The following is a 25,272-nucleotide window of genomic DNA, read 5'->3' on the forward strand; positions in this document are numbered from 1 at the left end:
CGTTCGCGCATCGTGTGACGGCATGCGCGATGATGCAGTGCGGCGCATCGTGCGCGTATTGTGCACATCGTGCGTAGTGTGCAAAGGCGCGCGGCCCAATCTCCGGCGCATGTCCATCGACGCGTATCGTTTTCCTGCGGTCCAAGTAGCAGCCACGTAGTAGCAGTCCATCATTCAATAGACCCTGGCTTCCCTGAGGAAACCCATCGTGACGTCTTCCGGATCGGCGCGCCCTGCTCGCCGCAACACTGCATCGCCCAACGCTCAAGCGGCCGACGCCGCCGCTGCATCCACCGCTTCCGCGGTAGAGGCCTCCCCGGCCAAGCGCCCGGTCAAAGTGTCCAAAGCTGCGAATGCCGCCAAAACCAGCAAGGCCGCCAAGGCTTCCGCGCCCGTCAAAGCCGGCAAGGCAACCCAAGCCGCGACGGCCGCGAAGGCCATGAAACCGGCCAAGGCTGGTTCCACGAAGATCAAGATCAAAGCCGCCGCAAGCGACGCGGTCGCGCCGCAAGCTGCGCAAGCGCCCACGCTGCAAGCCGTGTCGAAGGATACGCTCGTGCCGGCGCCGAAACACGGCGGCCGCACGCGTGAAGACAAGGATCACCCGCTGTTTCAGGACATCCGCTATCTGGGACGCCTGCTCGGCGACGTCCTGCGCGAGCAGGAAGGCGACGCGGTGTTCGACGTCGTGGAGACGATTCGTCAGACCGCCGTGCGCTTTCGCCGCGAAGACGACAGCGCCGCCGCGCAGACGCTCGAGAAGAAGCTGCGAACGCTCAGCCCGGAGCAAACCGTCAGCGTGGTGCGCGCCTTCAGCTATTTCTCGCACCTCGCGAATATCGCCGAAGACCGTCACCGCAACCGCCGTCACCGCATCCATGAGCTCGCCGGCTCGACCTCGCAGCCGGGCACGGTTGCACATGCGCTCGAGCGGCTGGTCGAGGCAGGCGCCGCCGCGACGCCGGTATTGCAGCAGTTCTTCAACGAGGCGCTGATCGTGCCGGTGCTGACCGCGCACCCGACCGAAGTGCAGCGCAAGAGCATTCTCGACGCCCAGCACGACATCGCACGCCTGCTCGCCGAACGCGATCAGCCGCTGACCGAGCGCGAACGCGCGCACAACGAAGCCATGCTGCGCGCACGCGTCACGTCGCTATGGCAAACGCGGATGCTGCGCGACTCGCGGCTGACCGTCGCCGATGAAATCGAAAACGCGCTGTCGTATTACCGCGCCACCTTCCTCGAAGAAATCCCGGCGCTCTACGCCGACATCGAAGACGCGCTCACCGAGCACGGGCTCGCCGCGCGTCTGCCGCCGTTCTTCCAGATGGGCAGCTGGATCGGCGGCGACCGCGACGGCAATCCGAACGTCACCGCGGAGACGCTCGAGCACGCGATCAGCCGCCAGGCCGCGGTGATCTTCGAACACTATATGGAGCAGGTGCACAAACTGGGCGCGGAGCTGTCGATATCGAACCTGCTGGCCGGCGCGAGCGACGCACTGAAAGAACTCGCGGCCGCCTCGCCCGACCAGTCGCCGCATCGCGTCGACGAGCCGTATCGCCGCGCGCTGATCGGCATGTACACGCGGCTCGCGGCGAGCGCGCGCGTGCGGCTCGGCGAAGGCAGCGTGCCGGTGCGCAGCGCGGGCCGCGGCGCGGCGCCGGTGCGAGCCAAACCGTATGACGACGCCGCCGAATTCGTGCGCGACCTGCACGTGCTGATCGATTCGCTGGCCGAGCATCACGGCGCGCCGCTGGCCGCGCCGCGCCTGTCGCCGCTCGCGCGTGCCGCCGAAGTGTTCGGCTTCCATCTCGCCAGCATCGACCTGCGCCAAAGCTCCGACATCCATGAAGCGGTGATCGCCGAGTTGCTGAAACGCGCGGGCGTCGAAGCGGACTATGCAGCGCTCGCCGAAGCGGACAAGCTCCACGTGCTGCTCGCGGAACTCGCGCAGCCGCGGTTGTTGCGCTCGCCGTACGTCGAGTATTCCGATCTCGTGAAGAGCGAACTCGGCGTGCTCGAAGAAGCCCGCGTCACGCGCGAGAAATTCGGCGCGCGCGCGGTGCGCAACTACATCATTTCGCATACGGAGACGGTCAGCGATCTCGTCGAAGTGATGTTGCTGCAGAAAGAAACCGGCCTGCTGCAGGGGCGCCTCGGCGACGCCGACGATCCGGCCAAGGCCGCGCTGATGGTGATCCCGCTGTTCGAGACGATCCCCGACTTGCGCGACGCCGCGCACATCATGCGCGATCTGATCGCGCTGCCGGGCGTCGGTGCGCTGATCGAACATCAGGGCAACGAGCAGGAAGTGATGCTCGGCTATTCGGATAGTAACAAGGACGGCGGTTTCCTCACGTCGAACTGGGAGCTGTACCGCGCCGAGCTCGCGCTGGTGTCGCTCTTCAACGAACGCGGCGTGACACTGCGCCTGTTCCATGGCCGGGGAGGCACGGTCGGCCGTGGCGGCGGCCCGACCTATCAGGCGATTCTGTCGCAGCCGCCGGGCACCGTCGACGGTCAGATCCGCTTGACCGAGCAAGGCGAAGTGATCGCCAGCAAGTTCGGCAATCCGGAAATCGGCCGGCGCAACCTGGAAACCGTGGTCGCGGCAACGCTCGAAGCATCGCTGCTGCCGCACGGCAACGCGCCGGCACAACTGCCCGAGTTCGAAGAAACGATGCAGCAATTGTCCGATGCGGCGATGGCGTCGTATCGCGCGCTGGTCTACGAGACGCCGGGCTTCAAGGAGTATTTCTTCGAATCGACGCCGATCGCGGAGATTGCCGAGCTGAACATCGGCAGCCGTCCGGCTTCGCGCAAATTGCAGGACCCGAAGCAACGCAAGATCGAAGATCTGCGCGCGATTCCGTGGGGCTTCTCATGGGGCCAATGCCGTTTGCTGCTGACCGGCTGGTACGGTTTCGGCAGCGCGGTGGCCGCGCATCTGGACAGCGCGCCGAGCGACGCAGAACGCACGCGCCGCCTCGCACTGCTGAAGAAGATGCACAAGACCTGGCCGTTCTTCTCGACCCTGCTGTCGAACATGGACATGGTTCTGGCGAAGACCGACCTCGCGGTGGCGTCGCGCTACGCGCAGTTGGTGTCCGACAAGAAGCTGCGCAAGCACGTGTTCGAGCGGATCGTCGCGGAATGGGAACGCACGTCGCAGGTGTTGTCGGAGATCACCGGCAAGAGCGAGCGGCTCGCGGAGAATCCGCTGCTCGCGCGTTCGATCAAGAATCGCTTCCCGTATCTCGACCCGCTCAATCACTTGCAGGTGGAATTGCTCAAGCGTCACCGCGCGAGCGATACGAATGCGCGCGTGCGGCGCGGGATTCATTTGAGCATCAACGGGATCGCGGCAGGCCTGCGGAATACGGGTTGACGCGTGTGACGTAAGCGGCGCGCTTTGTGATGCGCCCCGCTACGTTTGTCTGATTCGCTACGACGGAAGATCGGTTTCGACATTCCGCCGTTTTCTTTTTTCGCGACTGACTGCGGCTTATTGCGCTTCGACCATCAGCGTGTCGAGCTTGAACGAGCCGTCTTCCTGCACGTCGAAATACTGCCGCACTTCATCGGGCGAGTGGCTCCACAGCGAGCGGATTGCCACCACCCGCGGCTCCGGCGTGCGCATGCGCGCCACCCACGACTTGAACTCGATCGCAATCCGCCAACGCTCGCGAATCGACGCCTTGAAACCGGCTGCGTCGAAGAGCGCGATCCATTCGTCGGCGCGGTAGTCGCGAATATGCGAGCCGTCGCGCAGCAATTCCACCGCCTGAATATGCGTGTCGAGCAGCGGATGATCGGCGCCGGCAATGTCGATGAACAGCACCTTGCCGCCCGGCTTCAGTACGCGGCGCACTTCCGCCAACGCGAGCGGCACGTCGTGCCAGTGATGCGCGCTCATCCGGCTGATTACCCAATCGAAAGAAGCGTCGTCGAACGGCAGCGTTTCGGCGGCGCCCTGTTGCGTGCGGATGTTGGCCAGGCCGCGATCCTTAGCGGCGCCTTCAACGGCAGCCAGCATCTGCGGCGCGATGTCATACGCAACCACTGCCTTGGCATGCGGCGCCACCGCGAAGCTCGCGTGGCCCGCCCCGCAGCCCATATCGAGCACGGTCGCGCCCGGCGTCGCCGCGATCGATTCGGCCAGCGTCCGCAGATCGGCGCCGGTGGCGTGCGTCTGACTCGTCAAATACGCGGCGGCGGTCGAGCCGAAGGCGTCGGCGACCTGATCGTGATGCTTCATGGGAGGCTCCGGTGACTTGTGTGGGATTGGTGTGGAACGCTGTCTGCCGTTCCAGACGCTACAATAGAGCCCGTCGTGTACCAGTACAAGTTAAGCAATTATTCTGGTATCGATGGCACCCCCTTCCACGCGCCGCTTCTTCAGAATGAACGCGCAGAACGAACACGCAGAATGACCACGCCGTCCTCAGTCGACCACCCACCGCCGCTCGACGCGACGCCCGCTCGCGCGCTCGGCGACTTCATCCGCGCGCACCGCGAGCGGCTCTCGCCGCAAGCGGTCGGCTTGCCGCCGGGCCCGCGCCGTCGCACGCCGGGCTTGCGGCGCGAGGAGGTCGCGCAACTATGCGGCGTCAGCCCCACCTGGTACACGTGGATCGAACAGGGGCGGCCGGTGTCCGCATCGGCCGATGCGCTGGCGCGGATCGCCGTGGCGCTGCAACTGTCGCGTGCCGAGCGGGCGTATCTGTTCGAGCTGGCCGCCCAACGCGACCCGGCCGAGCCGGACCCGGCCGCCGCCGACGCGCCCGCCACCCTGCTGCAAACCGTGCAACTGGTCGACGCACCGGCTTATGTGCTCGACCGCCAGTGGAATGCGCTGGCCTGGAACGAACGCGCCGCCGACCTGTTCGTCGGCTGGCTGGACGGCGCGCACGACCGCAATCTGCTGCGCTACACCTTCACCGAGCCGGCCGCGCGCGAGTTGATCTTCGACTGGGAAACGCGCGCACGGCGTCTCGCCGCCGAATTCCGTGCCGATTCGATCCGCCATCTGAACGATGCGCCCACGCGCGCGCTGATCGATTCGCTGGCCGCCGCCAGCGATGCGTTCGCGCGCTTCTGGGCGTCGCAGGACGTCGGCGGGCGCGAGGGCGGGCGGCGCGAATTCAACCATCCGCGCGACGGCCGCATCGTGTACGACCAGATCACCTTCAAACCCGCCCATCGCGAGGATCTGAAGCTGGTGGTGCTGGTGCGCGAATAAGCACCGCGCGGCGACGCCGTTTGGCGCCACCGCCCCAGTGTTAAAATCCTTGTCTTTCTTCGCTTCGGCGGCGCCCGCGCACTGCACGTATGTACCGTACGCAAACGCCGTCAGCCTCCTCACCGCCCAACTGCCAAACACCATGACGTCCCAACTGCACAAAAAAGGCGAAGCCTGGTCGGCTCGCTTCTCGGAGCCGATGTCGGAGCTCGTCAAACGCTACACGTCGTCGGTTTTCTTCGACAAGCGTCTGGCGCTCGTCGATATCGAAGGGTCGCTCGCGCACGCGTCGATGCTGGCCGCGCAGAAGATCATCGCCGCCGACGACCTCGCCGCGATCCAACGCGGCATGGCGCAGATCAAGGGTGAGATCGAGCGTGGCGAGTTCGAATGGCAACTCGATCTGGAAGACGTCCACCTGAACATCGAAGCGCGCCTGACCGCCCTGATCGGCGACGCCGGCAAGCGCCTGCATACCGGCCGCTCGCGCAACGACCAGGTGGCGACGGATATTCGTCTGTGGCTGCGCGGCGAGATCGACCGGATCGGCGGTCTGCTGAAGGATCTGCGCACCGCCCTGCTCGACATGGCCGAGCAGAACGCGTCGACCATCATGCCCGGTTTCACGCACCTGCAGGTCGCGCAACCGGTCACGTTCGGCCATCACCTGCTGGCCTACGTCGAAATGTTCTCGCGCGATGCCGAGCGGATGATCGATTGCCGCAAGCGCGTGAATCGTCTGCCGCTGGGCGCGGCAGCGCTCGCCGGCACCAGCTATCCGATCGACCGTCACGCGGTGGCCAGCGCGCTGGGTTTCGACGGCATCTGCTCGAACTCGCTGGACGCGGTGTCCGATCGCGACTTCGCGATCGAATTCACGGCTGCATCGGCATTGGTGATGACGCACGTGTCGCGCTTTTCGGAAGAACTGGTGTTGTGGATGAGCCCGCGCGTGGGTTTCATCGATCTGGCCGACCGTTTCTGCACCGGTTCGTCGATCATGCCGCAGAAGAAGAACCCGGACGTGCCCGAACTGGCGCGTGGCAAGACGGGCCGCGTGAACGGTCATCTGATGGCGTTGCTGACGTTGATGAAAGGCCAGCCGCTCGCGTACAACAAGGACAACCAGGAAGACAAGGAGCCCCTGTTCGACACCGTCGATACGGTGGCCGATACGCTGCGCATCTTCGCTGAAATGGTCGCCGGCATCTCGGTGAAGCCGCAAGCCATGCGCGACGCCGCGTTGCAAGGTTTCTCCACCGCAACCGATCTCGCCGACTACCTCGTCAAGCGCGGCCTGCCGTTCCGTGACGCGCACGAAGCGGTCGCGCTGGCGGTGCGGGTGTGCGTCGATCGCGGCTGCGATCTGGCCGACCTGACGCTCGAGGAAATGCGCAGCGAGTTGCCGAACGTCGCGCATCTGATCGGCGAAGACGTGTTCTCGTATCTGACGCTCGAAGGGTCGGTGGCGAGCCGCAATCATGCGGGCGGCACGGCGCCCGAGCAGGTTCTTGCCGCAGTTAAAGCGGCACGGGATGCGCTGAAGTAAGACGACTCGTCGAACGATACTCAAAAGGCGAACCCATCGGCGGGTTCGCCTTTTTATTTGCAGGTTATGGAAGCACGAGATCAACTCTCACAGGGCGAACGCCAATTGCATCCTTGCGCTTTTTGACTACCATCAAGTTAGATCAGGTTTCAATGCTTCCACGACGATGCTCAGCCGCACGCGTCACCTTCGCCGCTTGACTGGACGCTTCGCTCCACGCGTCCGCGCGTCTCTATCGCACCTGCGCAGCAGCGTGGCGTTGGCGATGGTTTCGGTTTTCGCGCTCGCCGTGACCGGCTGCACCATCACGCCGCCGCAACGGCCGGTGGTCGTCGAGACGCCGGTGGCCGCCATCAACAGCCTGACGCTCGATCAGTACCGCAGCGCCGTCGCCCAACGCATCATCGAGCGCAATCCGTCCTATGTGATGCGCGGCACGCCGCAAGCAATGCTGCGCTCACTGGTCGTGGTCTCGTTCACGGTCGACGGCAACGGTCAGGTGGTCCAATCGGCGGTGTATCGCACCAACGGCGACGACGAAGCCGAGAGCACCGCGCTGGCCACATTGCGCCGTGCCGCGCCGCTGCCGCAGCCACCCGACAAATTGCTGAACAGCCGAGGTCAGATCGAACTGTTCGAAGACTGGCTCTTCAACGACGACGGCAAATTCCAGCTGCGTACCTTCGCTTCGCCGCAAGCGCAGACCATCAACTGAACGTGGGTTCAGAACAGCAAACCGCGCGGCAAGCCCTACCCCGCCTTGCTGCAACGCGGCTACGCTCGCTATAATTTTCCGACGCCTCCCGCCGGAGCCTTCCGGCACGGCTGTCGCCGCCCGCTTACCCGCCGGTACGGCGAGAGCCCGATAGCAGCACCGCCGCGTCATCCGCGCGCGCCGTCTGCCCGATGCTTTTGCTTAATGCGCGATGGCTAGCGCCTGACGCTGAACCGGCCGTCCGGCGCTTCGCGTGCCACCCGCTCGATGCTGCTTCGATGCCTGCAACACGCCTGGTTATTCCTGGGTATTGCCGCTTTCGCGCACGTCCGCTGCCGGCTGTCGTTGTAAGCTGTCGCGCAGCGTCGCTCGCGCCGCGCCTTTACAAGCCAGCGAGACGCGCGGAGACACACGAACTTAACAAAGATGCCGCCTGAACTCGCGTCGCCTCAAACGAGATCCGGCGACCGGCGGTGTCACGACACATGGAGACCCTGCATGTCCATTTTGCCGATTTCCGCGGCCCAGCCCAATGCGAGCGGGCAGAACAGCAGTGCGCGGATCATCTTCGCGAGCTTTATCGGCACCGCGATCGAGTTCTACGATTTCTACGTCTATGCGACCGCCGCGGCGCTCGTCATCGGACCGGTATTTTTCCCGCACGGTTCGGCGACCGCTCAGGCCTTGTCGGCTTTCGTCACGTTCGGCATCGCGTTCATCGCGCGGCCGATCGGCTCGTTCCTGTTCGGTCATTTCGGCGACCGGATCGGCCGTAAATCGACGCTGGTCGCTTCGTTGCTCGTGATGGGCTTGTCCACCACGCTGATCGGCCTGGTGCCGGGCTACGACTCGATCGGCAGCCTCGCGCCGATCCTGCTGTGCATTTTGCGTTTCGGTCAGGGCATCGGCCTCGGCGGCGAATGGGGCGGCGCCGCGCTGCTCGCCACCGAGAACGCGCCGGACGGCAAGCGCGGCTGGTTCGGGATGTTCCCGCAACTCGGGCCGTCGATCGGTTTTCTGGCGTCCAACGGTTTGTTCTTCGGCCTCGCGCTGTCGCTCTCCGACGAGCAATTCCGCAGCTGGGGCTGGCGCGTGCCGTTCCTCGTCAGCGCGGTGCTGGTCGCGCTCGGCTTGTATGTGCGTCTGAAGATCGCCGAAACGCCGGCCTTCCAGGCGGCCATCGAACGCGAGGAACGCGTGAAGGTGCCGATCGCGACGTTGCTCTCGCAGCACTGGCTGCCGACGCTGCTCGGCGCACTGGCGATGGTGGTTTGCTACACGCTGTTCTACAACGCAACGACCTTCTCGCTGTCGTACGGCGTGTCGGTGCTGCACATTCCGCGGCCGACCTTCCTCGGCATGCTGTGCATCGCGGTGGTGTTCATGGCGCTCGCCACACCGCTGTCGGCATGGGCCAGCGACCGCTATGGCCGCAAGCCGGTGCTGATCGTCGGCATCATTGCGGCGATCCTGTCGGGCTTCACGATGGCGCCGCTGCTCGGCAGCGGTCAAACGCCGCTGGTGCTGTTGTTCCTCGTGATCGAACTGTTCCTGATGGGCGTGACCTTCGCGCCGATGGGCGCGTTGCTGCCGGAACTGTTCCCGACCAACGTGCGCTACACCGGTGCAGGCGTGTCGTATAACCTCGGCGGGATTCTCGGCGCGTCAGTGGCACCGTACATCGCGCAAGTGCTGGCCGCGCACGGCGGACTGAGCTGGGTAGGCGCGTATGTGTCGATCGCCGCGGGCGTCAGCATGATCGGCGTGCTGTGCATGCGCGAGACGCGCGATGCACGTTTGATGTAAGGAAGCGAGCTGCGGCCTGAGTAAATCCCTGTCTTGCGCGTCTTTTTGACTTGCCTATACTCGATCCGAATAACCCTTTGGCAAGCAGGGAGGCCTGGATGAACATTCATCTCCACAACGCCGACGTCGTGATGATCATTGCACTGGCATTGCTTTGTTCGTTGCTGCTGGCGCTGCGCTTTCGTCCTGCGACGTGGAAAGGCCTCGTAGCGGAAGCGTTGGCCGCGAACGCGGCGGCGATCACGGCCGTGATCGCTTTCGAAATGCTGCTAGCCTGAACGTTGCGGCGCCGCCTCGCGAGGCGGCCCGCGCCACGGTTGCGACTGCCACTGCCCATGCCCGTCCTGTGCAGGCCAATGGCGCTCGCGCGGCTCAGCGCTGTGCATGCGCTGCGAGCCGTTACCGATAATAGTAGCCACCGTGATGGTAGTAGCCGCCACCGCCGTAGTAGTAACCCGGCGCCGGAGCGACGATGCAGCCGCCAAGCGCCGTTGCCAGCAGCGAGCCTGCAATCAAGGTCAGGATTAAGCGTTTCACGTTGTTCTCCCTTTCGTGTCAGATTCATTCGAGCCAAACCCCGAATGACTCGATTGAACACGACGCCGCCTCGCACAAGCGTTGCGATATGTAAGGGAAGGTCACCAATTTGTTACACGATTGCGCCCTGTAACCGGCAGGTTGTCGAGCGTGGCCGCGATGAGTTCACATCAGAAGAACACACCGCCTATACTGCGTTGAACATCCGCATCCGGCGCAGTCTCTGCCAGCGGCCGGTGTACGGATAAAGCGCGTATGAAGTGCATGAATTAGCCGCGCTGGCGCACCTGCCCTGGAGCCACGGCGACCTGGAAAGCAGCACACGTGGCCAACCAGGTGCCGAACGAAAAGCGACAGATTTAACAGGCGTGTAATGCGCAACACCGAGTCGGAAACAGCGGGACCGGCTGCGTGCGACCGGCTGCAGGTTGCCGGCAAGCGGCACACGAACGGGCGAACGCTCGCGCCACCTGCCGAGCAGAATGAACCATTGAACTCGACAGCTGCGGCGGTCTTTCCAGAACCGGGCGCGGCTACTCGACCTGACCGCTCAGTGCTTTACCGAGTTCGTTTGCATTGATTCCTCTCCGCCCGCAGTTCCCCGACGCGGGCGTTTTTCGGAGGCGTTCCGTGGCAACGCTTGTTTGATTGAGCGAGTGCGCGTAACGCCTCTTTTCTTTTGATCAAAGGTTGGCGCAAAAGCGCGAGAAGCGCTCAAGCTGCGGCCGAGCCGCGCACTGCGGCCGAGCCACGCACTGTTTCGACGGCGCTCGGGTCGGTGCACACGTAGTCGATCGCGTCCAGCGCTGCGCCGATCGACGGCACCGAACGGCCGTCACCGACGGAGATCGAACGGTACGGCGCTTCAACGCCGCAATGCGACGGCGACGTCGCGACGAAGATCATCACAGTGCGCTTCTGCAACGCGTGCGCGAGGTGGACAAAACCGGTATCGGCGCCGACCACCAGCGCGCACGCATCGATCATCTGCGCGATTCCGGTCACGCTCATCTTCGGCAGGACGGTTGCGCGCGGCACCTGCGAGGCGATTTTCTCCGCCTCGGCTCGCTCGCCCTCCGAGCCCCATGGCAACACCACCTGAAAGCCGCGCTCGGCCAACTCGCGGCCAATCGCGGCCCAATGCGGAATCGGCCACTTCTTGTCGTCTTTGGAGGTGGCATGAAACAGCGCGGCGACCGGCGCGCTATCCGGCGCGAACGGCGCTGCGGCCGGCTCCGGCAGGCGGAGATTGTAGATGGCCGGCCCCTCGACCTCGTAGCCGAGCGCTTGCCCTGTGCTGATACGCATACCGTGCCATGCATTGCACTGCGGACGCGGGCCGAAACGGCCGGTATAGGCAAACGCGGCGCCACGCTCACCGAGATCCTGGGACTGATAGCCGATACGCTGCGACGAGCGCGCCAGAAAGGCGATGATCGCGCTTTTGTAGACCCCGTGAATGTCGACGATGAAGTCGTAGTGATATGCGCGCAATTCGGCGATCGACGCGGCAATTGACTTGAAATCGGCCCAACGGCGCGCTTTCTTGAATCGGCGCAGCGGCGCGCACAGCACGCGATCCACGCCCGCGCTCCATTGCACCACTTCGGCGAATGCTTCGTCAGCCGCCCAGTCCACTTGAACGCCGGGATACGCGCGTTTAATGTCGGCGACAACCGGCAGCGCCTGCACGATATCGCCGAGTGAAGTGACCTTGACGATAAGGACTCGCTTCATTGAGGACCTGTTAGTTGTTCAAACGTCAAACTATTTTAGCCGACGATTGGGAGAATCACGATTGAAAAGCGCAGCGCGCAATGCGGTTCTTAATACAACGCGTTACGTGGCGTGCTTTACAAACTAGCTTTTATTATATTTCAAAATACTTGCACAGCTTCGTACGAGCACTGCGCCCGCTATAATTTCCCCTTTGCTCAAGCACACTCCCAATGTCCCGGGCACTTCCTCCTCTCTCCAGCAGCATCGTGCGCCGCGCAAGACGCCTGTGGCGGCAATACGGTGTGTTCTGGCTCGGCGCAGTCGCGGTCGGCCTGATCGCGGTTCTGTATGCAAGGCTCATCGATTGGGGCTACGGCGAATTCCGCGCGATGCAGCAACAGCACGTGTGGGCGCCGTTGATCGTCACGCCCGCGGTCGCAGCGCTGGCCGTATGGCTCACGCGCACGTTCTTTCGCGGCGCCGAAGGCAGCGGCATTCCACAAGTAATCGCCACCTTGCACTCGAAGCCCGGCGAATATGGCGCGCGGTTGCTCTCGTTCCGGATTCTGTTCGGCAAGATCGCGGTGTCGTTTCTGGCGATTCTCGGCGGCTTCACGATCGGCCGCGAAGGACCGACCGTGCAGGTCGGCGCGGCGTTGATGTTCAATCTGCGCCGGCTGTATCCGCGTTCGAATGCGGCGATCGAGCGGCAACTGGTGCTGGCGGGCGCGGCAGCGGGTCTGTCCGCGGCGTTCAATACGCCGTTGGCGGGGATCGTATTCGCCATCGAGGAATTGACGCGCAGCTTCGAGGCGCGCGCGAGCGGCGTGCTGATTACCGCGATTATTATCGCCGGCGTGATCGCGCTCGGCTTGAACGGCAACTACACTTATTTCGGCACGATCCAGATCGGCGCGCACTTTCCCGAGCTGCTGGCGGTGGCCGTCCTGCTTACGGCGATCGTTACCGGCATCGCAGGCGGCGTGTTCGGCTGGCTGCTGCTGAACACGGCGCGCTGGATTCCGGCACCGCTGCGCCAGTTGCATGGCGAACGGCCGGTTGCGTTCGCCGCGCTGTGCGGTTTCGCGATCGCGGTGGTCGGCCTGATCTCGGGCGGCACGACCTTCGGCAGCGGCTATGCGGAAGCGCGCGGCCTGCTCGACGGGCACGAACACTTGTCGGTGTTCTACCCGCTCCTCAAGATGATCTCGATGGTCGGCTCGTATCTGCCGGGCATTCCCGGTGGCATCTTCGCGCCGTCGCTGTCGATCGGCGCGGGCTTCGGCAATCTGCTGCACATGGTGTTCAGTTCGATGCAGTTGCCGATGCTGATCGCCCTCGCGATGGTCGGCTATCTGGCCGCCGTCACGCAGTCGCCGATTACGTCGTTCGTGATTGTGATGGAAATGATCGACGGTCACGCTCTGGTGATTTCTCTGATGGCCACGGCGCTGATCGCGAGCCGCGTGGCACGCTTGTTCGCGCCGCCGCTGTATGACGCGCTGGCCCAGCGCTATATGGCGCCGCTGCCGCAACCGGCACCCGCGCCGGTGCCTGAAGTGCCCGAGGTCGAGGTACCCGAACCTGCCGTGGTAGAAACGGTCGACGGCGACGCTCCCGCGGAAGACGGCACCGGCGCCCCACGTCAGTAGACGACAACCGCCAGTGGCGGCGTGGCGGCGCGGGTTGAAGCACACGCGGCGGCGCGCGAAGAAAGCGCTGACGCGCCCCACTCCGTCACGTCACATCGACGAAACGAAGCGAAGCACGCGGCACATCACGAGGAACAGGCCTTGGGCAATCAAGCCTGCGGTATTTCGATCTTGACCTCGAGCACTTCGAGATCGTCCTGGCGCTCGAGACTCACGCGAATATCGTCATGGGAGATCTTCACGTACTTCGAAATCACGGCCACCAGTTCGCGTTGCAACGCCGGCAGGTAATCGGCAGGCGCGTGGCCGCCGGCGCGCTCATGCGCGATGATCAACTGCAGGCGTTCCTTCGCTACCGACGCGGACTTCTTCTTCTCGCCCAGCAAAAACGAAAGAATCGACATTACGTGCGCTCCCCTTACTTGGTGCCGAAGAGGCGCTGCAACAGGCCCGGCTTCTGGTAATCGGTAAAGCGAAGCGACTTCTGCTCGCCGAGGAAACGCGACACGACATCCTTATAGGCTTCGGCCACGTCCGTGCCGTCCATGTGCACGGCAGGCAGACCCTGGTTCGACGCGTGCAGCACCGCTTCCGATTCCGGAATCACGCCGATCAGGTCGATGCGCAGGATTTCCTGGATGTCGGTGAGCGACAGCATTTCGCCTTCGCTGACGCGCTTCGGGTTGTAGCGGGTGATCAGCAAGTGTTCCTTGATCGGCTCCTTGCTTTCGATCGCGCGCTTGGTCTTCGACGACAGAATGCCGAGGATGCGGTCCGAGTCACGCACCGACGACACTTCCGGGTTTGTCACGATCAGCGCTTCGTCGGCGAAATGCATGGCCAGCAGCGCGCCCGATTCGATACCCGCCGGCGAATCGCAGACGATGTATTCGAAGTCCATCGCGATCAGATCGTTGATGACCTTCTCGACGCCTTCCATGGTCAGCGCGTCTTTGTCACGCGTTTGCGAGGCCGGCAGGATGAACAGGTTCTCGCATTTCTTGTCCTTGATCAGCGCCTGATTCAGGTTGGCTTCGCCCTGGATCACGTTGATCAGGTCGTACACCACGCGGCGCTCGCAGCCCATGATGAGGTCGAGGTTACGCAGGCCGACGTCGAAGTCGATCACGGCGGTTTTGCTGCCGCGCAACGCGAGGGCCGATGCAAAACTCGCGCTCGTGGTCGTCTTGCCCACGCCACCCTTGCCCGAAGTCACCACAATGATTTTTGCCATTACCCTTACCTTGTGTTCGTCAAATTCATCAATTATGTGCGGCCATATTTGTTGTGAAACGGCGCATGCCGGGTACGTTCAGGGCAGCCCGCGCTTCACGCAAATCAGGTGAGCCGCAACGGTTCGATCATCAGTTTTTCTTCATCGAGCCAGATCTGCACCGGCTTGCCGAGCACGTCGGCAGGCAGCGGGTTTTCGGTGGTTCGATAGATGCCCGCGATCGAGATCAGTTCCGGTTCGAGACACGTACAGAAAATGCGCGCGTCGTGATTGCCCTGCACGCCAGCCAAAGCCCGGCCGCGCAGCGGCGCGTAAATATGGATGTTGCCTTCCGCGATGACTTCCGCGCCGTAGCTCACCAGCCCGAGCACGACCAGATCGCCCTTTGCGTAGATGCGCTGGCCGGAGCGCAACGGCTTGTCGACCACCATCGTTTGCGACGAGGTGGCGAGGCGTACGGGCTCGGCGGCGGGTGCGGGTTCGACGGCGGCCGCCGTGGCCTGGCTGCCGGTTTCCGGGGACCCGCCGGCGGGCGTGTCGGCGTCTGCGAAGAGATCGGCCGGTGGCGTGGCCGTCGCGGCGGGTGCGTTCGCGGTCTCTTCGTCGGCGGATTTTGCGGCAGCGCCGCGGCGATCGCGCGCTTCGAGCAACGGCAGCGCCGACTCGGCCGCCCACGCCTGCTGCGCGTTGGCGACCACGCCCACCGGGCGCATGCGCACGCTATCGAGCAACTGTGCGATCTCGGTGAGCGGCACGCGTTCGCTCTCGGCGAGGCGGCGCACGTCGATCGCGACGACGTCGTTAGCGAAAAATTCCGGGGTCGCCTCGAAGCGCCGGGTCAGTTCAGCACGCATGGCTTCGAGGTCGGTTGTCTTGACCACGAACAGGAGCGTGTCGACAGCGCCGCTGCGGAGTTCGAAAAAGGGCGATTTCTTGGGCGACATAGCGTTCGGCAAAAAATTTTGCGTATTTTACAGGCGTCCACGCGGGCGGCGAGCTTTTTTGCCGATAGAACGCGCGGCCGCGGCCGCGCGTTAGCCGGGCCATCGGCCACGAACGCTGTAGCGACGCGGATGGGAATCGAGCGGCAGGCTGCTGCGCCGCTCGCGAGATCACTGCTGAAACACCTGCGACATGCTCGGCACGTGGCGCACCAGCAGGCTTTCCGCCTGCTCGGGCGCGCGCGCGACGCGGCGATGCTCGCCGGTCGGGCCAAAGCCAAGCGCCTCATAAAAGCGCATGGCATTGCGGTTGGCGTCGGCGACCCATGCGTAGATTTCCGTGGCGCCTTCGTTCGCGAGCCAGGCGCTGGCCGTGTCGACCAGCAACTCGCCGCCCCGCAGGTGACGCACGGCCGGCGCCACCCACAACTCGCAGACGAACGCACGAGGCGCCGCCGTATCGTCGAAATGTGCCTCGATCAATCCGGCCGGGTGGCCCTCGGTGTAAAGGATAAAGCTGGTGACGGTGAAGGAGACGGCGTGTGCGGCGGCGGTGGCGTCGAAACTCGCGGCATCTGCCGACAAAGCGTCCTCTAGCGTTTCGCCGAAGGCATAGGGCGCCTCCCGCAGCGACGCAGTACGGAGTTCGCGAAAAACGGCGCCCTGATCAGCGGCGATACGGCGAACGGTCAATGACGGACTCATGCAGACGAAAACCCCTTGAAATCCTAAGGCGTAGCTTTAACCGAACCGGCGCGCGAGTCAAATCCTTATTTTCAGGACGCGACGGCGGCCCGAGGCCACAGCAGAGGAGCCGCGCGCAATCTGCGCAGCATGTCGCGCGCCCGCCGCCTGTCCTGCCGGTTCGAGCGCTGCACCTGGGCAACGCAGTCAGGGCGCCTCGTAGTCGCCGGTGCCGTCCGGCCACGGCGTCAGCAGTTCGTAGCCGTCTTCCGTCACGGCGACCATATGCTCCCATTGGGCCGACAGCGAACGGTCTTTGGTGACCACCGTCCAGCCATCTCGCTGCACCGTGGTGCCGGCGCGGCCCGCGTTGATCATCGGCTCGATCGTGAAGACCATGCCGGGCTTCAGACGTACGCCCTGCCCCGGCTGACCGTAGTGCAGCACCTGTGGGTCTTCGTGGTAGACCTTGCCGATGCCGTGCCCGCAGTAATCGCGCACGATCGAGAAGCCGTCGCGCTGCGCGGTCTTCTGGATCGCGTAGCCGACATCGCCGAGCGTCGCGCCCGGCTTCACTTCGCGGATGCCTGCCAGCATTGCTTCGTAGGTCGTGTCGATCAGTTGCCGCGCCACCGTGCTCGGCTGGCCGATGCAGTACATGCGGCTGGTGTCGCCGAAGTAGCCGTCCTTGATGATCGCGACGTCGATATTGATGATGTCGCCGTCCTTCAGAATCTCGCTGCGATTGGGTATGCCGTGGCACACCACCTGGTTGACCGAGGTACAGACCGTCTTCGGGAAGCCCAGGTAGCCGACGTTTGCCGGAATCGACTTTTGCGTGTTGACGATGTAGTCGTTGCACAGCGCGTCGAGTTCGTCGGTGGAAACACCGGCCTTGACGTGCTCGCCGATCATCGCGAGCACGTCGGCCGCGAGCCGGCCGGAGATGCGCAGCCTGGCGATATCGTCGGGAGTCTTGTAGGTAATGGCCATGAATTCGGTCGATGGGGTCGATGTCTAAAGTACGCGCCGCATGCGGCGTGGCGGTGCGGATATGCGTCCCAGGTGTGCAGAACCGGGCTTGCCATGATGCCGCTTGAAGTGGCCCGCGAACGGGCTCATGCCGGTTTTCGATTGGGCAATTGTACAGAGGATCGGTGGGAGGCCTCGGCGAATCGGGTGGAGACATGCGATGCGGCCCTCAACCAGGCTCATGCTGCGAACGCATATCGCGTTCTTTTGCGTGCGTGGCATCGCGTGGGCGGTAAGTGGACGTGCTCTGGGGCGGGATCGAAAAATAATCTGCATTCCTTAACTATTAATTCGATCGCCATGCCGAGCGTCGTTTGCGGCGCAGGCGGTTTTTCAGAAACGCCGACGGGTGATGGCGCGGCGATCAAGGCGCGAGGAGGACGATGTGCCGGTGCGGATCCTGGATCCCGCCAGCGACACCAAACACCGAACTCGACGACGCCAGTGCATAACAGAGACGTTGGCACGACCGCCGTACGACACTGTCGTGCCTGTCACGCATACCTCATGCGGAGCGGCTGCCGCTTCAGCGCACCGGAATGATCAGATGCGGCCCGATCAGAACGAGGTTAGGGTTCGGCAGGTTATTGCGCTTTTGCACTTCCACATCCCGCGTGCCGCTTCCCAGATGACTCGCGGCGATCGCGTTCAGCGTGTCGCCCGAGCGGACCACATACATCTTCTCGCCGCTTGTCGCGGCGGTGGTACGCGCGAGGCAAGCGGGGCTTAGTTGATGATCTTCGCGCTAGACGTCATGTATGGACCTGCCGCACCGCCCGCCGCTTCGGGTTGGCGCACGCAAGCGTGTCTCGCCCACGCTTCCATGAGTGGCTGCTGCTGTTCCGGCAGATCGGTGCGGCGATAGCCGCTTCGGCTTTGTTTGCAACGGTATGCGCGAGCGCACGTTCGGCAAGGTCACGAGAGTTCAAGCCATCATTCACATGCCAGGCACTACAGACCCCGTCGCGATAAACACACGACCCCTCAAGAGCAACGACACATCGGTAAATTTGTGGGTTGAAAAAACAAAAAACCCGTAAGTCTTTAAACTTACGGGCTCTCTAAATTTGGCGGAAAGGGTGAGATTCGAACTCACGGTACCCCTAAAGGTACACTGGATTTCGAGTCCAGCGCATTCGACCACTCTGCCACCTTTCCGGGTTCTCCAACTCACAGCAACGAGGCTGCTTCGTCAGATCCAAGCGGGCCGTTGCTTGGGAGAGAAAGATTATAGAACAACTGAATTCGCTTTCCAAGCCCCTTCGACAAAAAATCTTCGAAGAAGCCCGTCAATCGAACCACTGCAGCGACAGCATCAAGCCGCCGCTACTTCCAGCCGTTCCACACCACCCAGATAAGGCCGCAGCACCGCCGGCACCGTTACCGAGCCATCGGCGTTCTGGAAGTTCTCCAGCACGGCCACCAGCGTCCGGCCGACAGCCAGACCCGAGCCGTTCAACGTATGCACCAGTTCCGGCTTGCCTTGCGCATTGCGATAGCGCGCTTGCATCCGGCGCGCCTGGAACGACTCCGTATTCGAGCAGCTCGAAATCTCGCGATACGTGTTCTGCGCCGGCAGCCACACTTCGAGGTCATAGGTTTTCGTCGCCGAGAAACCCATGTCACCCGTGCACAGCGTGATTACGCGGTACGGCAACTCCAGCTTCTGCAAGATCGTCTCAGCGTGGCCGACCATCTGCTCCAGCGCGTCATACGACGCTTCCGGCGCGACGATCTGCACCATCTCGACCTTGTCGAACTGGTGCTGACGGATCATGCCGCGCGTGTCGCGACCATACGAGCCCGCTTCCGAGCGGAAGCACGGCGAATGCGCGGTCAGCTTGATCGGTAGCACGTTCGCTTCGACGATGCTGTCGCGCACCGTGTTCGTCAGCGAAATTTCCGACGTCGAGATCAGATACTGTGTAACGGTATTCTCGCCGCCGCCCTTCTCGACACGGAACATGTCGTCGGCGAATTTGGGCAGTTGGCCGGTGCCGTACAGAATCTCCGGATTCACGATGTACGGCGTGTAAATCTCGGTGTAGCCGTGCTGCTGCGTATGCGTGTCGATCATGAACTGCGCCAGCGCGCGGTGCAGCCGCGCAATCTGTCCGCGCAGCAGCGTGAAACGCGCGCCCGAGAGCTTCGCGCCGGTCTCGAAGTCGAGGCCCAGCGGCGTGCCGACGTCGACGTGATCCTTCACCTCGAAGTCGAACTGACGCGGCGTGCCCCAGCGGCGCACTTCGACGTTGTCGGCCTCGTCCTTGCCCGCCGGCACGCTTTCGTGCGGCAGATTCGGCACGCCGAGCAGCAGGTCGGACAGACGCTTCTGGATATCGTCCAGCTTGGCCGCCGACGCCTTCATCTCGTCGCCGATACCGCCGACTTCAGCCATCAGCGCCGAGGTGTCCTCGCCCCGCCCTTTCATCGCGCCGATCTGCTTCGACAGGCTGTTGCGGCGCGCCTGCATCTCTTCGGTACGGGTCTGGGTGTCGCGGCGTTCCGCTTCGAGCGCGGTGAACGCCGCCACGTCGAGGGTATAGCCGCGGTCGGCGAGGCGCTTCGCGACGCCGTCGAGGTCTTTGCGCAGCAGCTGGATGTCGAGCATGGGATGGGGCGGGTGTTCGTTATATGAAGCTGGGATTTTAGCGCACCGGCGCACGCGGCCGGTGCGTTAGATGGTCAAGGCGTGCAGAATGCCGCCGCGGCCACGGAACGCGCCGCGCAAACGCTCAGCCCTCGCTCAGCCCTTTTTAGGCTTGTTCTCGCTGCGCCACTGCGCATCCAGTTCGGCAAGGCGCGCCATCTTGTCGCCGATCTTGCCTTCGAGTCCGCGCGGTGTCGGCTCGTACCAATGCGGATCGTGCATGTTGTCCGGCAGATAGGTTTCGCCGGCCGCGTACGCATCGGGTTCGTCGTGCGCGTAGCGATATTCGTGACCGTAGCCGAGTTCCTTCATCAGCTTGGTCGGCGCGTTACGCAGATGCACCGGCACGCCGCGCGACTGGTCTTTGCTCACGAAACGCCGCGCCTCGTTGTACGCGTTATATCCGGCATTCGACTTCGGCGCGACCGCGAGGTAGATGATCGCCTGCGCCAGCGCCAGTTCGCCCTCCGGCGTGCCCAGGCGCTCGTAGGTTTCTGCCGCGTCGAGCGCGATGCGGGCCGCGCGCGGGTCGGCGAGGCCGATGTCTTCCCACGCCATCCGCACGATGCGTCGCGCGAGATAACGCGGGTCCGCGCCGCCGTCGAGCATCCGGCAGAACCAGTACAGCGCGCCGTCCGGACTGCTGCCGCGCACCGATTTATGCAGCGCGCTGATCTGGTCGTAGAAGGCGTCGCCGCCTTTGTCGAAGCGGCGCAGATTCTCGGCGAGCGCGCTGCCGAGCAAGGCGCCGTCGATCTCGGTGCTCTTTTGCTGCGCAGCCGCGCGCGCGACGATTTCGAGGTTGTTCAGCAGCTTGCGGCCGTCGCCGTCGGCGGAACCGATCAGGGCGTCACGCGCTTCATCGGTGAACGTGAGGCCGCCGAGTTCTTTCTGCGCACGCTCGAGCAATTCGCGTTGCTCTTCGTCGGTGAGGCTTTTCAGCACGTAGACGGCGGCTCGCGAGAGCAACGCGCTATTCACTTCAAACGACGGATTCTCGGTCGTCGCGCCGACGAACACGAACAGCCCCGACTCGACGTGCGGCAAGAATGCATCTTGCTGGCTCTTGTTGAAGCGATGCACTTCATCGACGAACACCAGCGTCTGATGCCCGTTCGCGCGATGGATCTGCGCGGTCTCGACGGCCTCGCGGATATCCTTCACGCCCGAGAGCACCGCCGACAACGCGATGAACTCGGCATGAAAGGCATCGGCCATCAGCCGCGCGAGCGTGGTCTTGCCGACGCCGGGCGGGCCCCAGAGGATCATCGAATGGGCTTCGCCGGATTCGAATGCGACCCGCAACGGCTTGTTCGGACCGAGCAGGTGCGTCTGGCCGATCACTTCGCCGATATTGCGGGGCCGCAGGCGTTCGGCGAGCGGAACATTGGCACGGGTTTCTTCAAACATGACGTTTTGGGGATAATCTCGGCTTTTCCGGACGCGGTCCGTATGAAGGCGGCGGGCTGCCGGGTGAGCCGTGCCGGCACGCGGGTGTGCGGGCAACGTCCTGCATTATGACAGTGACGGCGCCCGGGCGACGGCCACGCAGCGTGCCGTACCGATTCAGGCAGCAAGGCTCGAGCAAAAAAACAGTGGCAAATCAAGCAACACCAACAGGAACAACATTAGATGGCACAAGACCCACTCGCCGGCGACGCCGGCTCCACCTACGCGCCGCTCACGCCGGTGCCCGACGCGCGCCGCGCGTTCCGCACCGGCGACGCGTTCGCGCTCTGGTTTTCGCTCGGCATCGGCCTGCTGGTCGCGCAAGCGGGCGCGCTGCTGGTGCCGGGCCTGTCGCTGCCGCATGCGTTGCTGGCGATCGTGATCGGCAGTGCGATCGGCGTCGTGTTGCTGGCGCTGGTCGGCGTGATCGGCACGGACACGGGGCTCGCGGCGATGTCGTCGCTACGGCCGACGCTCGGCGTGCGCGGCGCATCGGTGCCCGCCGTGCTGAACGCGGTGCAACTGGTCGGCTGGGGCTCGTTCGAGGTCATCGTGATGCGCGATTCTGCCGATGCGCTCGCCAAACAGGCATTCGGTTTCTCGATGCCGCTGATCTGGACGGTGATCTTCGGTTTCCTCGCGACGCTGCTGGCGATCAGCGGCCCGCTGTCGTTCGTGCGGCGCTTCCTGCGCACGTGGGGCATCTGGCTGCTGCTGGCGGGCGCCGCGTGGCTCTCGTGGAATCTGCTCGCGAAGCACGATCTGGCCGCGCTGATGCGCCGGCCGGGCACCGGCGAGATGTCGTTCGGCGGCGCGATCGATCTGGTCGTCGCGATGCCGCTGTCGTGGCTGCCGCTGATCGCCGACTACACACGCTTCGGCCGGCGCCCCGGCGAAACCTTCCGCGGCACGCTGCTCGGCTATGGCATCGCCAACCTCTGGTTTTACGCGCTCGGCGCTATCTACGGCCTCGCGGCAGGCGGCGGCGATGCGCTGCTCACCGGTGCGCTGGCGCAAGCCGGTGGCGGTCTCGCGCTGCTGCTGATCCTGATCGACGAAGTGGACAACGCGTTCGCCGACATCCACTCGGCCGCGGTCTCGACGGGCACGTTCTGGACGCTCGGCAGCGTGCCGCTGTTGTCCGCGGCGTTCGGCGCGTTATGCACGGCGATTGCGCTGCTGGTGCCGATGGCGAAGTATCAGAACTTCCTGCTGCTGATCGGCTCGGTGTTCGCGCCGTTGTTCGGCGTGGTGCTGGTGGATCACTTCATCGTGCGCAAGCGTCGTATCGAGGCCGCTCTGCTTGCCGATCTGCGTGGCCGTTACGGCTACTCGGGCGGCTGGCATCTAAGCGCGTTCATCGCGTGGGCGATCGGGATCGCCGCGTATCAGGCGATCAATCAATGGCTGCCGAATCTCGGCGCGACGTTGCCGGCGCTGGCGATCGGTGCCGTGGGTTATCTGGTGTTCGTATCGGCCCGGAAAACGGCGTACGCGTAAGCGCTGAAATCGCTCCACCAAACAGAAAAGGCCTGCAAATGTTATCTGGGGTTGCCCGAACCTAACATTTCTCAATTTTGAAGCCCATTTTCCATTGAAAGTGGGCTTTTTTCATACCCGATGGGTTCAATCGAAGTAGCGGTTGGGGGCAATATTTATATCAATTAATATTTAACCGTTTCCGCCCTAATTGGTTGTTCGTCAAATTTATAGAAATGCGGTCATCGAGGAACGAGCACCGTTTCCCCAGTGTGTGCCCCGGCCCCGACGATTACTGATGAATGGTCGACGTTTCGCGACCGCTCCCGGCGGCCCCAACCTGATGCGCATGAACCCCGCGACGTGTGGCATCCTGTTTTCTGAAGTAAGCTAACTGTATTAAAGGCGCGCCGCACGTTGCGTCGCATCAGTCCCCGGAGCTGGTTATGAAAACGCTGGATGCAACGTCGCGCGCGGCCGGCGTCGTTGCGGTGGTGGTCCTGTCCGCAGCTTTGTCCGGTTGCTACTACTACGTGCCCTACGTCTACGTTCCGCACGGCGAAGTGCCGGCGACAGCGCCGCAGCAGCAATATTCTTTCTCGATGACCGACGCAGCCGCGACCGGTGCGGCCGCGCCCGATGTAACTGCATCGACGAACACCTATATCGCACCAGCCGCGCCCATCTTCGTCGTGCCTGCGTATTACCCCGTCGCGTATCCGTACTACCGCTGGCCCGCGTGGTGGGGACCATCGGTGTCACTGAGCTTCGGCTATTGGGGCGGATGCTGTTACGGCGGGGGCCGGCACGGCTACTGGGGCCACCACGGCTATTGGGGCCATGGATATCGGGGCGGTTGGGGCGGTCATGGCGGCTGGGGTGGGCACGGATACCCAGGGCGTGGTATGGGCGGCGGCGGCCATTACTGGGGCGGTGGCGGAGGCCACGGGCGTTCGCATTGAACGCTAACAGAAATGCGCTCGTGTTCAACACTTCCCCGACAGCCGGGCCCGTGGTGAACTGGACGCAACTCGCCAACGCGCGGCAGCGTCGGACCGTGCGGTGACCAGTTTCATCCTCCATTGCAGGCACCTCGGTCGGGTCGCGTGCCGGGCCCCCGCCATTGACCGGCATTACGGTCGAAATGGCATCTTTGAAAACAGGTTGCACGCCTGGACCAGACTCCAGCAGAACTGCAAACTGGTCAAAGCCGGCCAGTTGACCACTCAGTCTGATGCCGTTCACGAGGAACACGTTTACGGTGGGTCTTGTCCTTTACGAGCGCCTGCAGAAAGTCGTCTTGTAGGCATGGGCGTGCGGTCATGTTCTGAGGTCAAAGCGACAGGTCCTTCGATTGTACCGGCTCGATACCTGAAGCCGCCGCCAGTCCCGAAGGAGTGTGTTACTGCGACTCGAGGGCGTCGAGGCGCGCTTGCGCAATCTCATCTGGGTGTTGGCATTGGTACGTGTCGAACAACTGTGAGCACAGCTCAGCAAGTGAAGCGAGGTCCACGGCCTGGTCTGCGTGCTCGACCTCTCCTGCATTCAGGACGTCATCGAGAACCGGAGCGAGACGGCGCAGTCGCACAAACGTGGCGGCCTCTAGTTTCATGTTGGACCTCCTGTGGCCAGACGGCGGAGCACACCCTGAGTCGACCAGCCCCAAAGCGATGTTTCTCCTTCATTTGCCTGGCTCGTTGAATATGCCGGTTTTGATGTCTTTCATCGGAATGCGGGCACACGATGCGGGACCGGCATGGGCCGGCACCGCGCTAGTCCGCAAGACCGTGTCCCAATCCTACGCCCTATCAGCTTTCCGGGCGCTAACACGCCGGTTACGATTCCTGCTGCCTGGCGCGCCGATGTGAACTGGCCTCAGCCAATGCCCCTCGCACGCACACTTCTAGTGCAGCCGAGAGCCTGTTTCGGGACTGGGCAGGAGGTAGATTTCCGCCGACGAGCGGCGCATCTCGTCGCGACAGATGTCTTTCGGCGAGGCCGACTCAGCGGCGGCTTCCTCCGCCGCCAGGCGCATCGTGTTGCGGATGGCGACCGCCCGGAGCCATTCTCAGCTTTCGTTGTTGAGAACGTCGTATCATTCACATGAGGTCCACACAGGGCCAACGTCACCAGCATTTCGACACGGCGACTCGTTCGCTTGAATACCTCGCGCAACCATCGTTTGACAAAGCCCTGGAGCGGGGCGTGAAATTGGCTGCTGATGGAACCAGCGAACGGGCGCCTTAGGTACTCGCGGAATCGATGCTGCTCAGTCGCCCGAGGTGAGCCGCTTCGTCACTTCCTGCTGCGCCAGGCCAGTGCGGCGACGTCAACGCGCCAACGTATCGCCAACCGCGCCGTCTCTGTCGGTAGCGGCAAAGGCCTCCTGCTGCAATCCTCATTTCATTCGGCTCACCATGCGCTCGACGTTCATCAAATGGCTGTTCATTGTCAGCCTGCTCGGCAGCGGGACGTTCTACTCGATAGGGATACTGATGCTATTCCCTTTCCATGAACCCTCCACATTCGGTCTTTTCAGGATGGCATAGCATCAGTGGTTGGGAGCGGAGCGAGTTGGCG

General features: G+C 63.5%; 21 protein-coding genes, 1 tRNA gene and 1 pseudogene. 9 read left to right on the forward strand and 14 right to left on the reverse strand.

Features of this window, described 5'->3' with window-relative positions; genetic code table 11:
• The first annotated feature begins 208 nt into the window (after positions 1-208).
• Entirely contained in the window at positions 209-3,391 is a 3,183-nt protein-coding gene (ppc, locus tag SB772_RS17965) for a phosphoenolpyruvate carboxylase (RefSeq protein ID WP_410834564.1), read from the forward strand.
• Positions 3,392-3,508: 117 nt separating this feature from the next.
• On the opposite strand, the gene SB772_RS17970 is transcribed toward ppc, so the two are convergent.
• Positions 3,509-4,261: a class I SAM-dependent methyltransferase gene (locus SB772_RS17970; protein ID WP_410834565.1), complete on the reverse strand. Its 753-nt coding sequence runs from the start codon at positions 4,259-4,261 to the stop codon at positions 3,509-3,511.
• A gap of 171 nt (positions 4,262-4,432) precedes the next feature.
• Between SB772_RS17970 and SB772_RS17975 the strand changes: the two genes are divergently transcribed.
• The 5 genes from SB772_RS17975 to SB772_RS17995 all read left to right on the forward strand — a co-directional run bounded on the left by SB772_RS17975 (position 4,433) and on the right by SB772_RS17995 (position 9,593).
• The gene (locus SB772_RS17975) at positions 4,433-5,245 is read left to right on the forward strand and encodes a helix-turn-helix transcriptional regulator (protein WP_410834566.1); all 813 of its coding nucleotides are present in this window, start codon (positions 4,433-4,435) and stop codon (positions 5,243-5,245) included.
• A 142-nt stretch (positions 5,246-5,387) separates the two neighbouring features.
• Positions 5,388-6,794 carry an argininosuccinate lyase gene (argH, locus tag SB772_RS17980; RefSeq protein WP_410834567.1) on the forward strand — a complete coding sequence of 469 codons (1,407 nt, stop codon included), beginning with the start codon at positions 5,388-5,390 and terminating at the stop codon, positions 6,792-6,794.
• Between the two features lie 265 nt (positions 6,795-7,059).
• Positions 7,060-7,509, forward strand: a complete 450-nt coding sequence (locus SB772_RS17985) for an energy transducer TonB (RefSeq protein ID WP_410834568.1) — start codon at positions 7,060-7,062, stop codon at positions 7,507-7,509.
• A gap of 498 nt (positions 7,510-8,007) precedes the next feature.
• Positions 8,008-9,315, forward strand: a complete 1,308-nt coding sequence (locus tag SB772_RS17990) for an MFS transporter (RefSeq protein ID WP_410834569.1) — start codon at positions 8,008-8,010, stop codon at positions 9,313-9,315.
• A gap of 98 nt (positions 9,316-9,413) precedes the next feature.
• Entirely contained in the window at positions 9,414-9,593 is a 180-nt protein-coding gene (locus tag SB772_RS17995) for a hypothetical protein (RefSeq protein ID WP_410834570.1), read from the forward strand.
• 121 nt (positions 9,594-9,714) lie between these two features.
• On the opposite strand, the gene SB772_RS18000 is transcribed toward SB772_RS17995, so the two are convergent.
• Positions 9,715-9,852, reverse strand: a complete 138-nt coding sequence (locus SB772_RS18000) for a hypothetical protein (protein WP_341312898.1) — start codon at positions 9,850-9,852, stop codon at positions 9,715-9,717.
• Between the two features lie 714 nt (positions 9,853-10,566).
• Entirely contained in the window at positions 10,567-11,589 is a 1,023-nt protein-coding gene (gene waaC, locus SB772_RS18005) for a lipopolysaccharide heptosyltransferase I (RefSeq protein ID WP_410834571.1), read from the reverse strand.
• Between the two features lie 212 nt (positions 11,590-11,801).
• Here waaC and SB772_RS18010 point away from each other — a divergent pair, with 212 nt between their 5' ends.
• Positions 11,802-13,223, forward strand: a complete 1,422-nt coding sequence (locus SB772_RS18010; protein ID WP_410834572.1) for a chloride channel protein — start codon at positions 11,802-11,804, stop codon at positions 13,221-13,223.
• Between the two features lie 149 nt (positions 13,224-13,372).
• Here the strand turns inward: SB772_RS18010 and minE are convergent, their stop codons facing one another.
• From minE to SB772_RS18055, 9 genes are all read right to left on the reverse strand, one after another.
• On the reverse strand, positions 13,373-13,627 hold the full coding sequence (gene minE / locus SB772_RS18015; protein ID WP_012432104.1) for a cell division topological specificity factor MinE: 255 nt from the start codon (positions 13,625-13,627) through the stop codon (positions 13,373-13,375).
• Between the two features lie 14 nt (positions 13,628-13,641).
• Complete coding sequence (gene minD, locus SB772_RS18020; protein ID WP_115109699.1) at positions 13,642-14,457, reverse strand: septum site-determining protein MinD; 816 nt, start codon at positions 14,455-14,457, stop codon at positions 13,642-13,644.
• Between the two features lie 104 nt (positions 14,458-14,561).
• Positions 14,562-15,401 carry a septum site-determining protein MinC gene (gene minC, locus SB772_RS18025; RefSeq protein ID WP_410834573.1) on the reverse strand — a complete coding sequence of 280 codons (840 nt, stop codon included), beginning with the start codon at positions 15,399-15,401 and terminating at the stop codon, positions 14,562-14,564.
• A 168-nt stretch (positions 15,402-15,569) separates the two neighbouring features.
• Complete coding sequence (locus SB772_RS18030; protein ID WP_410834574.1) at positions 15,570-16,103, reverse strand: GNAT family N-acetyltransferase; 534 nt, start codon at positions 16,101-16,103, stop codon at positions 15,570-15,572.
• A gap of 186 nt (positions 16,104-16,289) precedes the next feature.
• The gene (gene map, locus SB772_RS18035; RefSeq protein ID WP_410834575.1) at positions 16,290-17,075 is read right to left on the reverse strand and encodes a type I methionyl aminopeptidase; all 786 of its coding nucleotides are present in this window, start codon (positions 17,073-17,075) and stop codon (positions 16,290-16,292) included.
• Positions 17,076-17,640: 565 nt separating this feature from the next.
• A complete protein-coding gene (locus SB772_RS18040) occupies positions 17,641-17,793 on the reverse strand; it encodes a LysM peptidoglycan-binding domain-containing protein (RefSeq protein WP_410834576.1) in 153 nt (50 codons plus the stop codon).
• Positions 17,794-18,182: 389 nt separating this feature from the next.
• Positions 18,183-18,272, reverse strand: a tRNA-Ser gene (locus SB772_RS18045).
• Positions 18,273-18,429: 157 nt separating this feature from the next.
• The gene (gene serS, locus SB772_RS18050; RefSeq protein ID WP_410834577.1) at positions 18,430-19,725 is read right to left on the reverse strand and encodes a serine--tRNA ligase; all 1,296 of its coding nucleotides are present in this window, start codon (positions 19,723-19,725) and stop codon (positions 18,430-18,432) included.
• A gap of 135 nt (positions 19,726-19,860) precedes the next feature.
• Positions 19,861-21,174, reverse strand: coding sequence for a replication-associated recombination protein A (locus SB772_RS18055; protein WP_410834578.1), 1,314 nt, complete (start codon positions 21,172-21,174; stop codon positions 19,861-19,863).
• Positions 21,175-21,396: 222 nt separating this feature from the next.
• On the opposite strand from SB772_RS18055, the gene cytX reads away from it, so the two are divergent.
• Together cytX and SB772_RS18065 are read left to right on the forward strand one after the other, a co-directional pair.
• Entirely contained in the window at positions 21,397-22,713 is a 1,317-nt protein-coding gene (gene cytX / locus SB772_RS18060) for a putative hydroxymethylpyrimidine transporter CytX (protein WP_410834579.1), read from the forward strand.
• Between the two features lie 425 nt (positions 22,714-23,138).
• Positions 23,139-23,654, forward strand: coding sequence for a hypothetical protein (locus SB772_RS18065; protein ID WP_410834580.1), 516 nt, complete (start codon positions 23,139-23,141; stop codon positions 23,652-23,654).
• A gap of 223 nt (positions 23,655-23,877) precedes the next feature.
• Here the strand turns inward: SB772_RS18065 and SB772_RS18070 are convergent.
• Positions 23,878-23,946: pseudogene (locus SB772_RS18070) on the reverse strand (RNA chaperone Hfq); the annotation flags it as partial.
• 148 nt (positions 23,947-24,094) lie between these two features.
• Positions 24,095-24,304 (reverse strand): hypothetical protein, encoded by a 210-nt coding sequence (locus SB772_RS18075; RefSeq protein ID WP_410834581.1) that lies wholly within the window; start codon positions 24,302-24,304, stop codon positions 24,095-24,097.
• Between the last annotated feature and the right edge of the window lie 968 nt (positions 24,305-25,272).

This window comes from Paraburkholderia sp. SIMBA_030, from assembly GCF_046535245.1.
Lineage (GTDB): Bacteria > Pseudomonadota > Gammaproteobacteria > Burkholderiales > Burkholderiaceae > Paraburkholderia.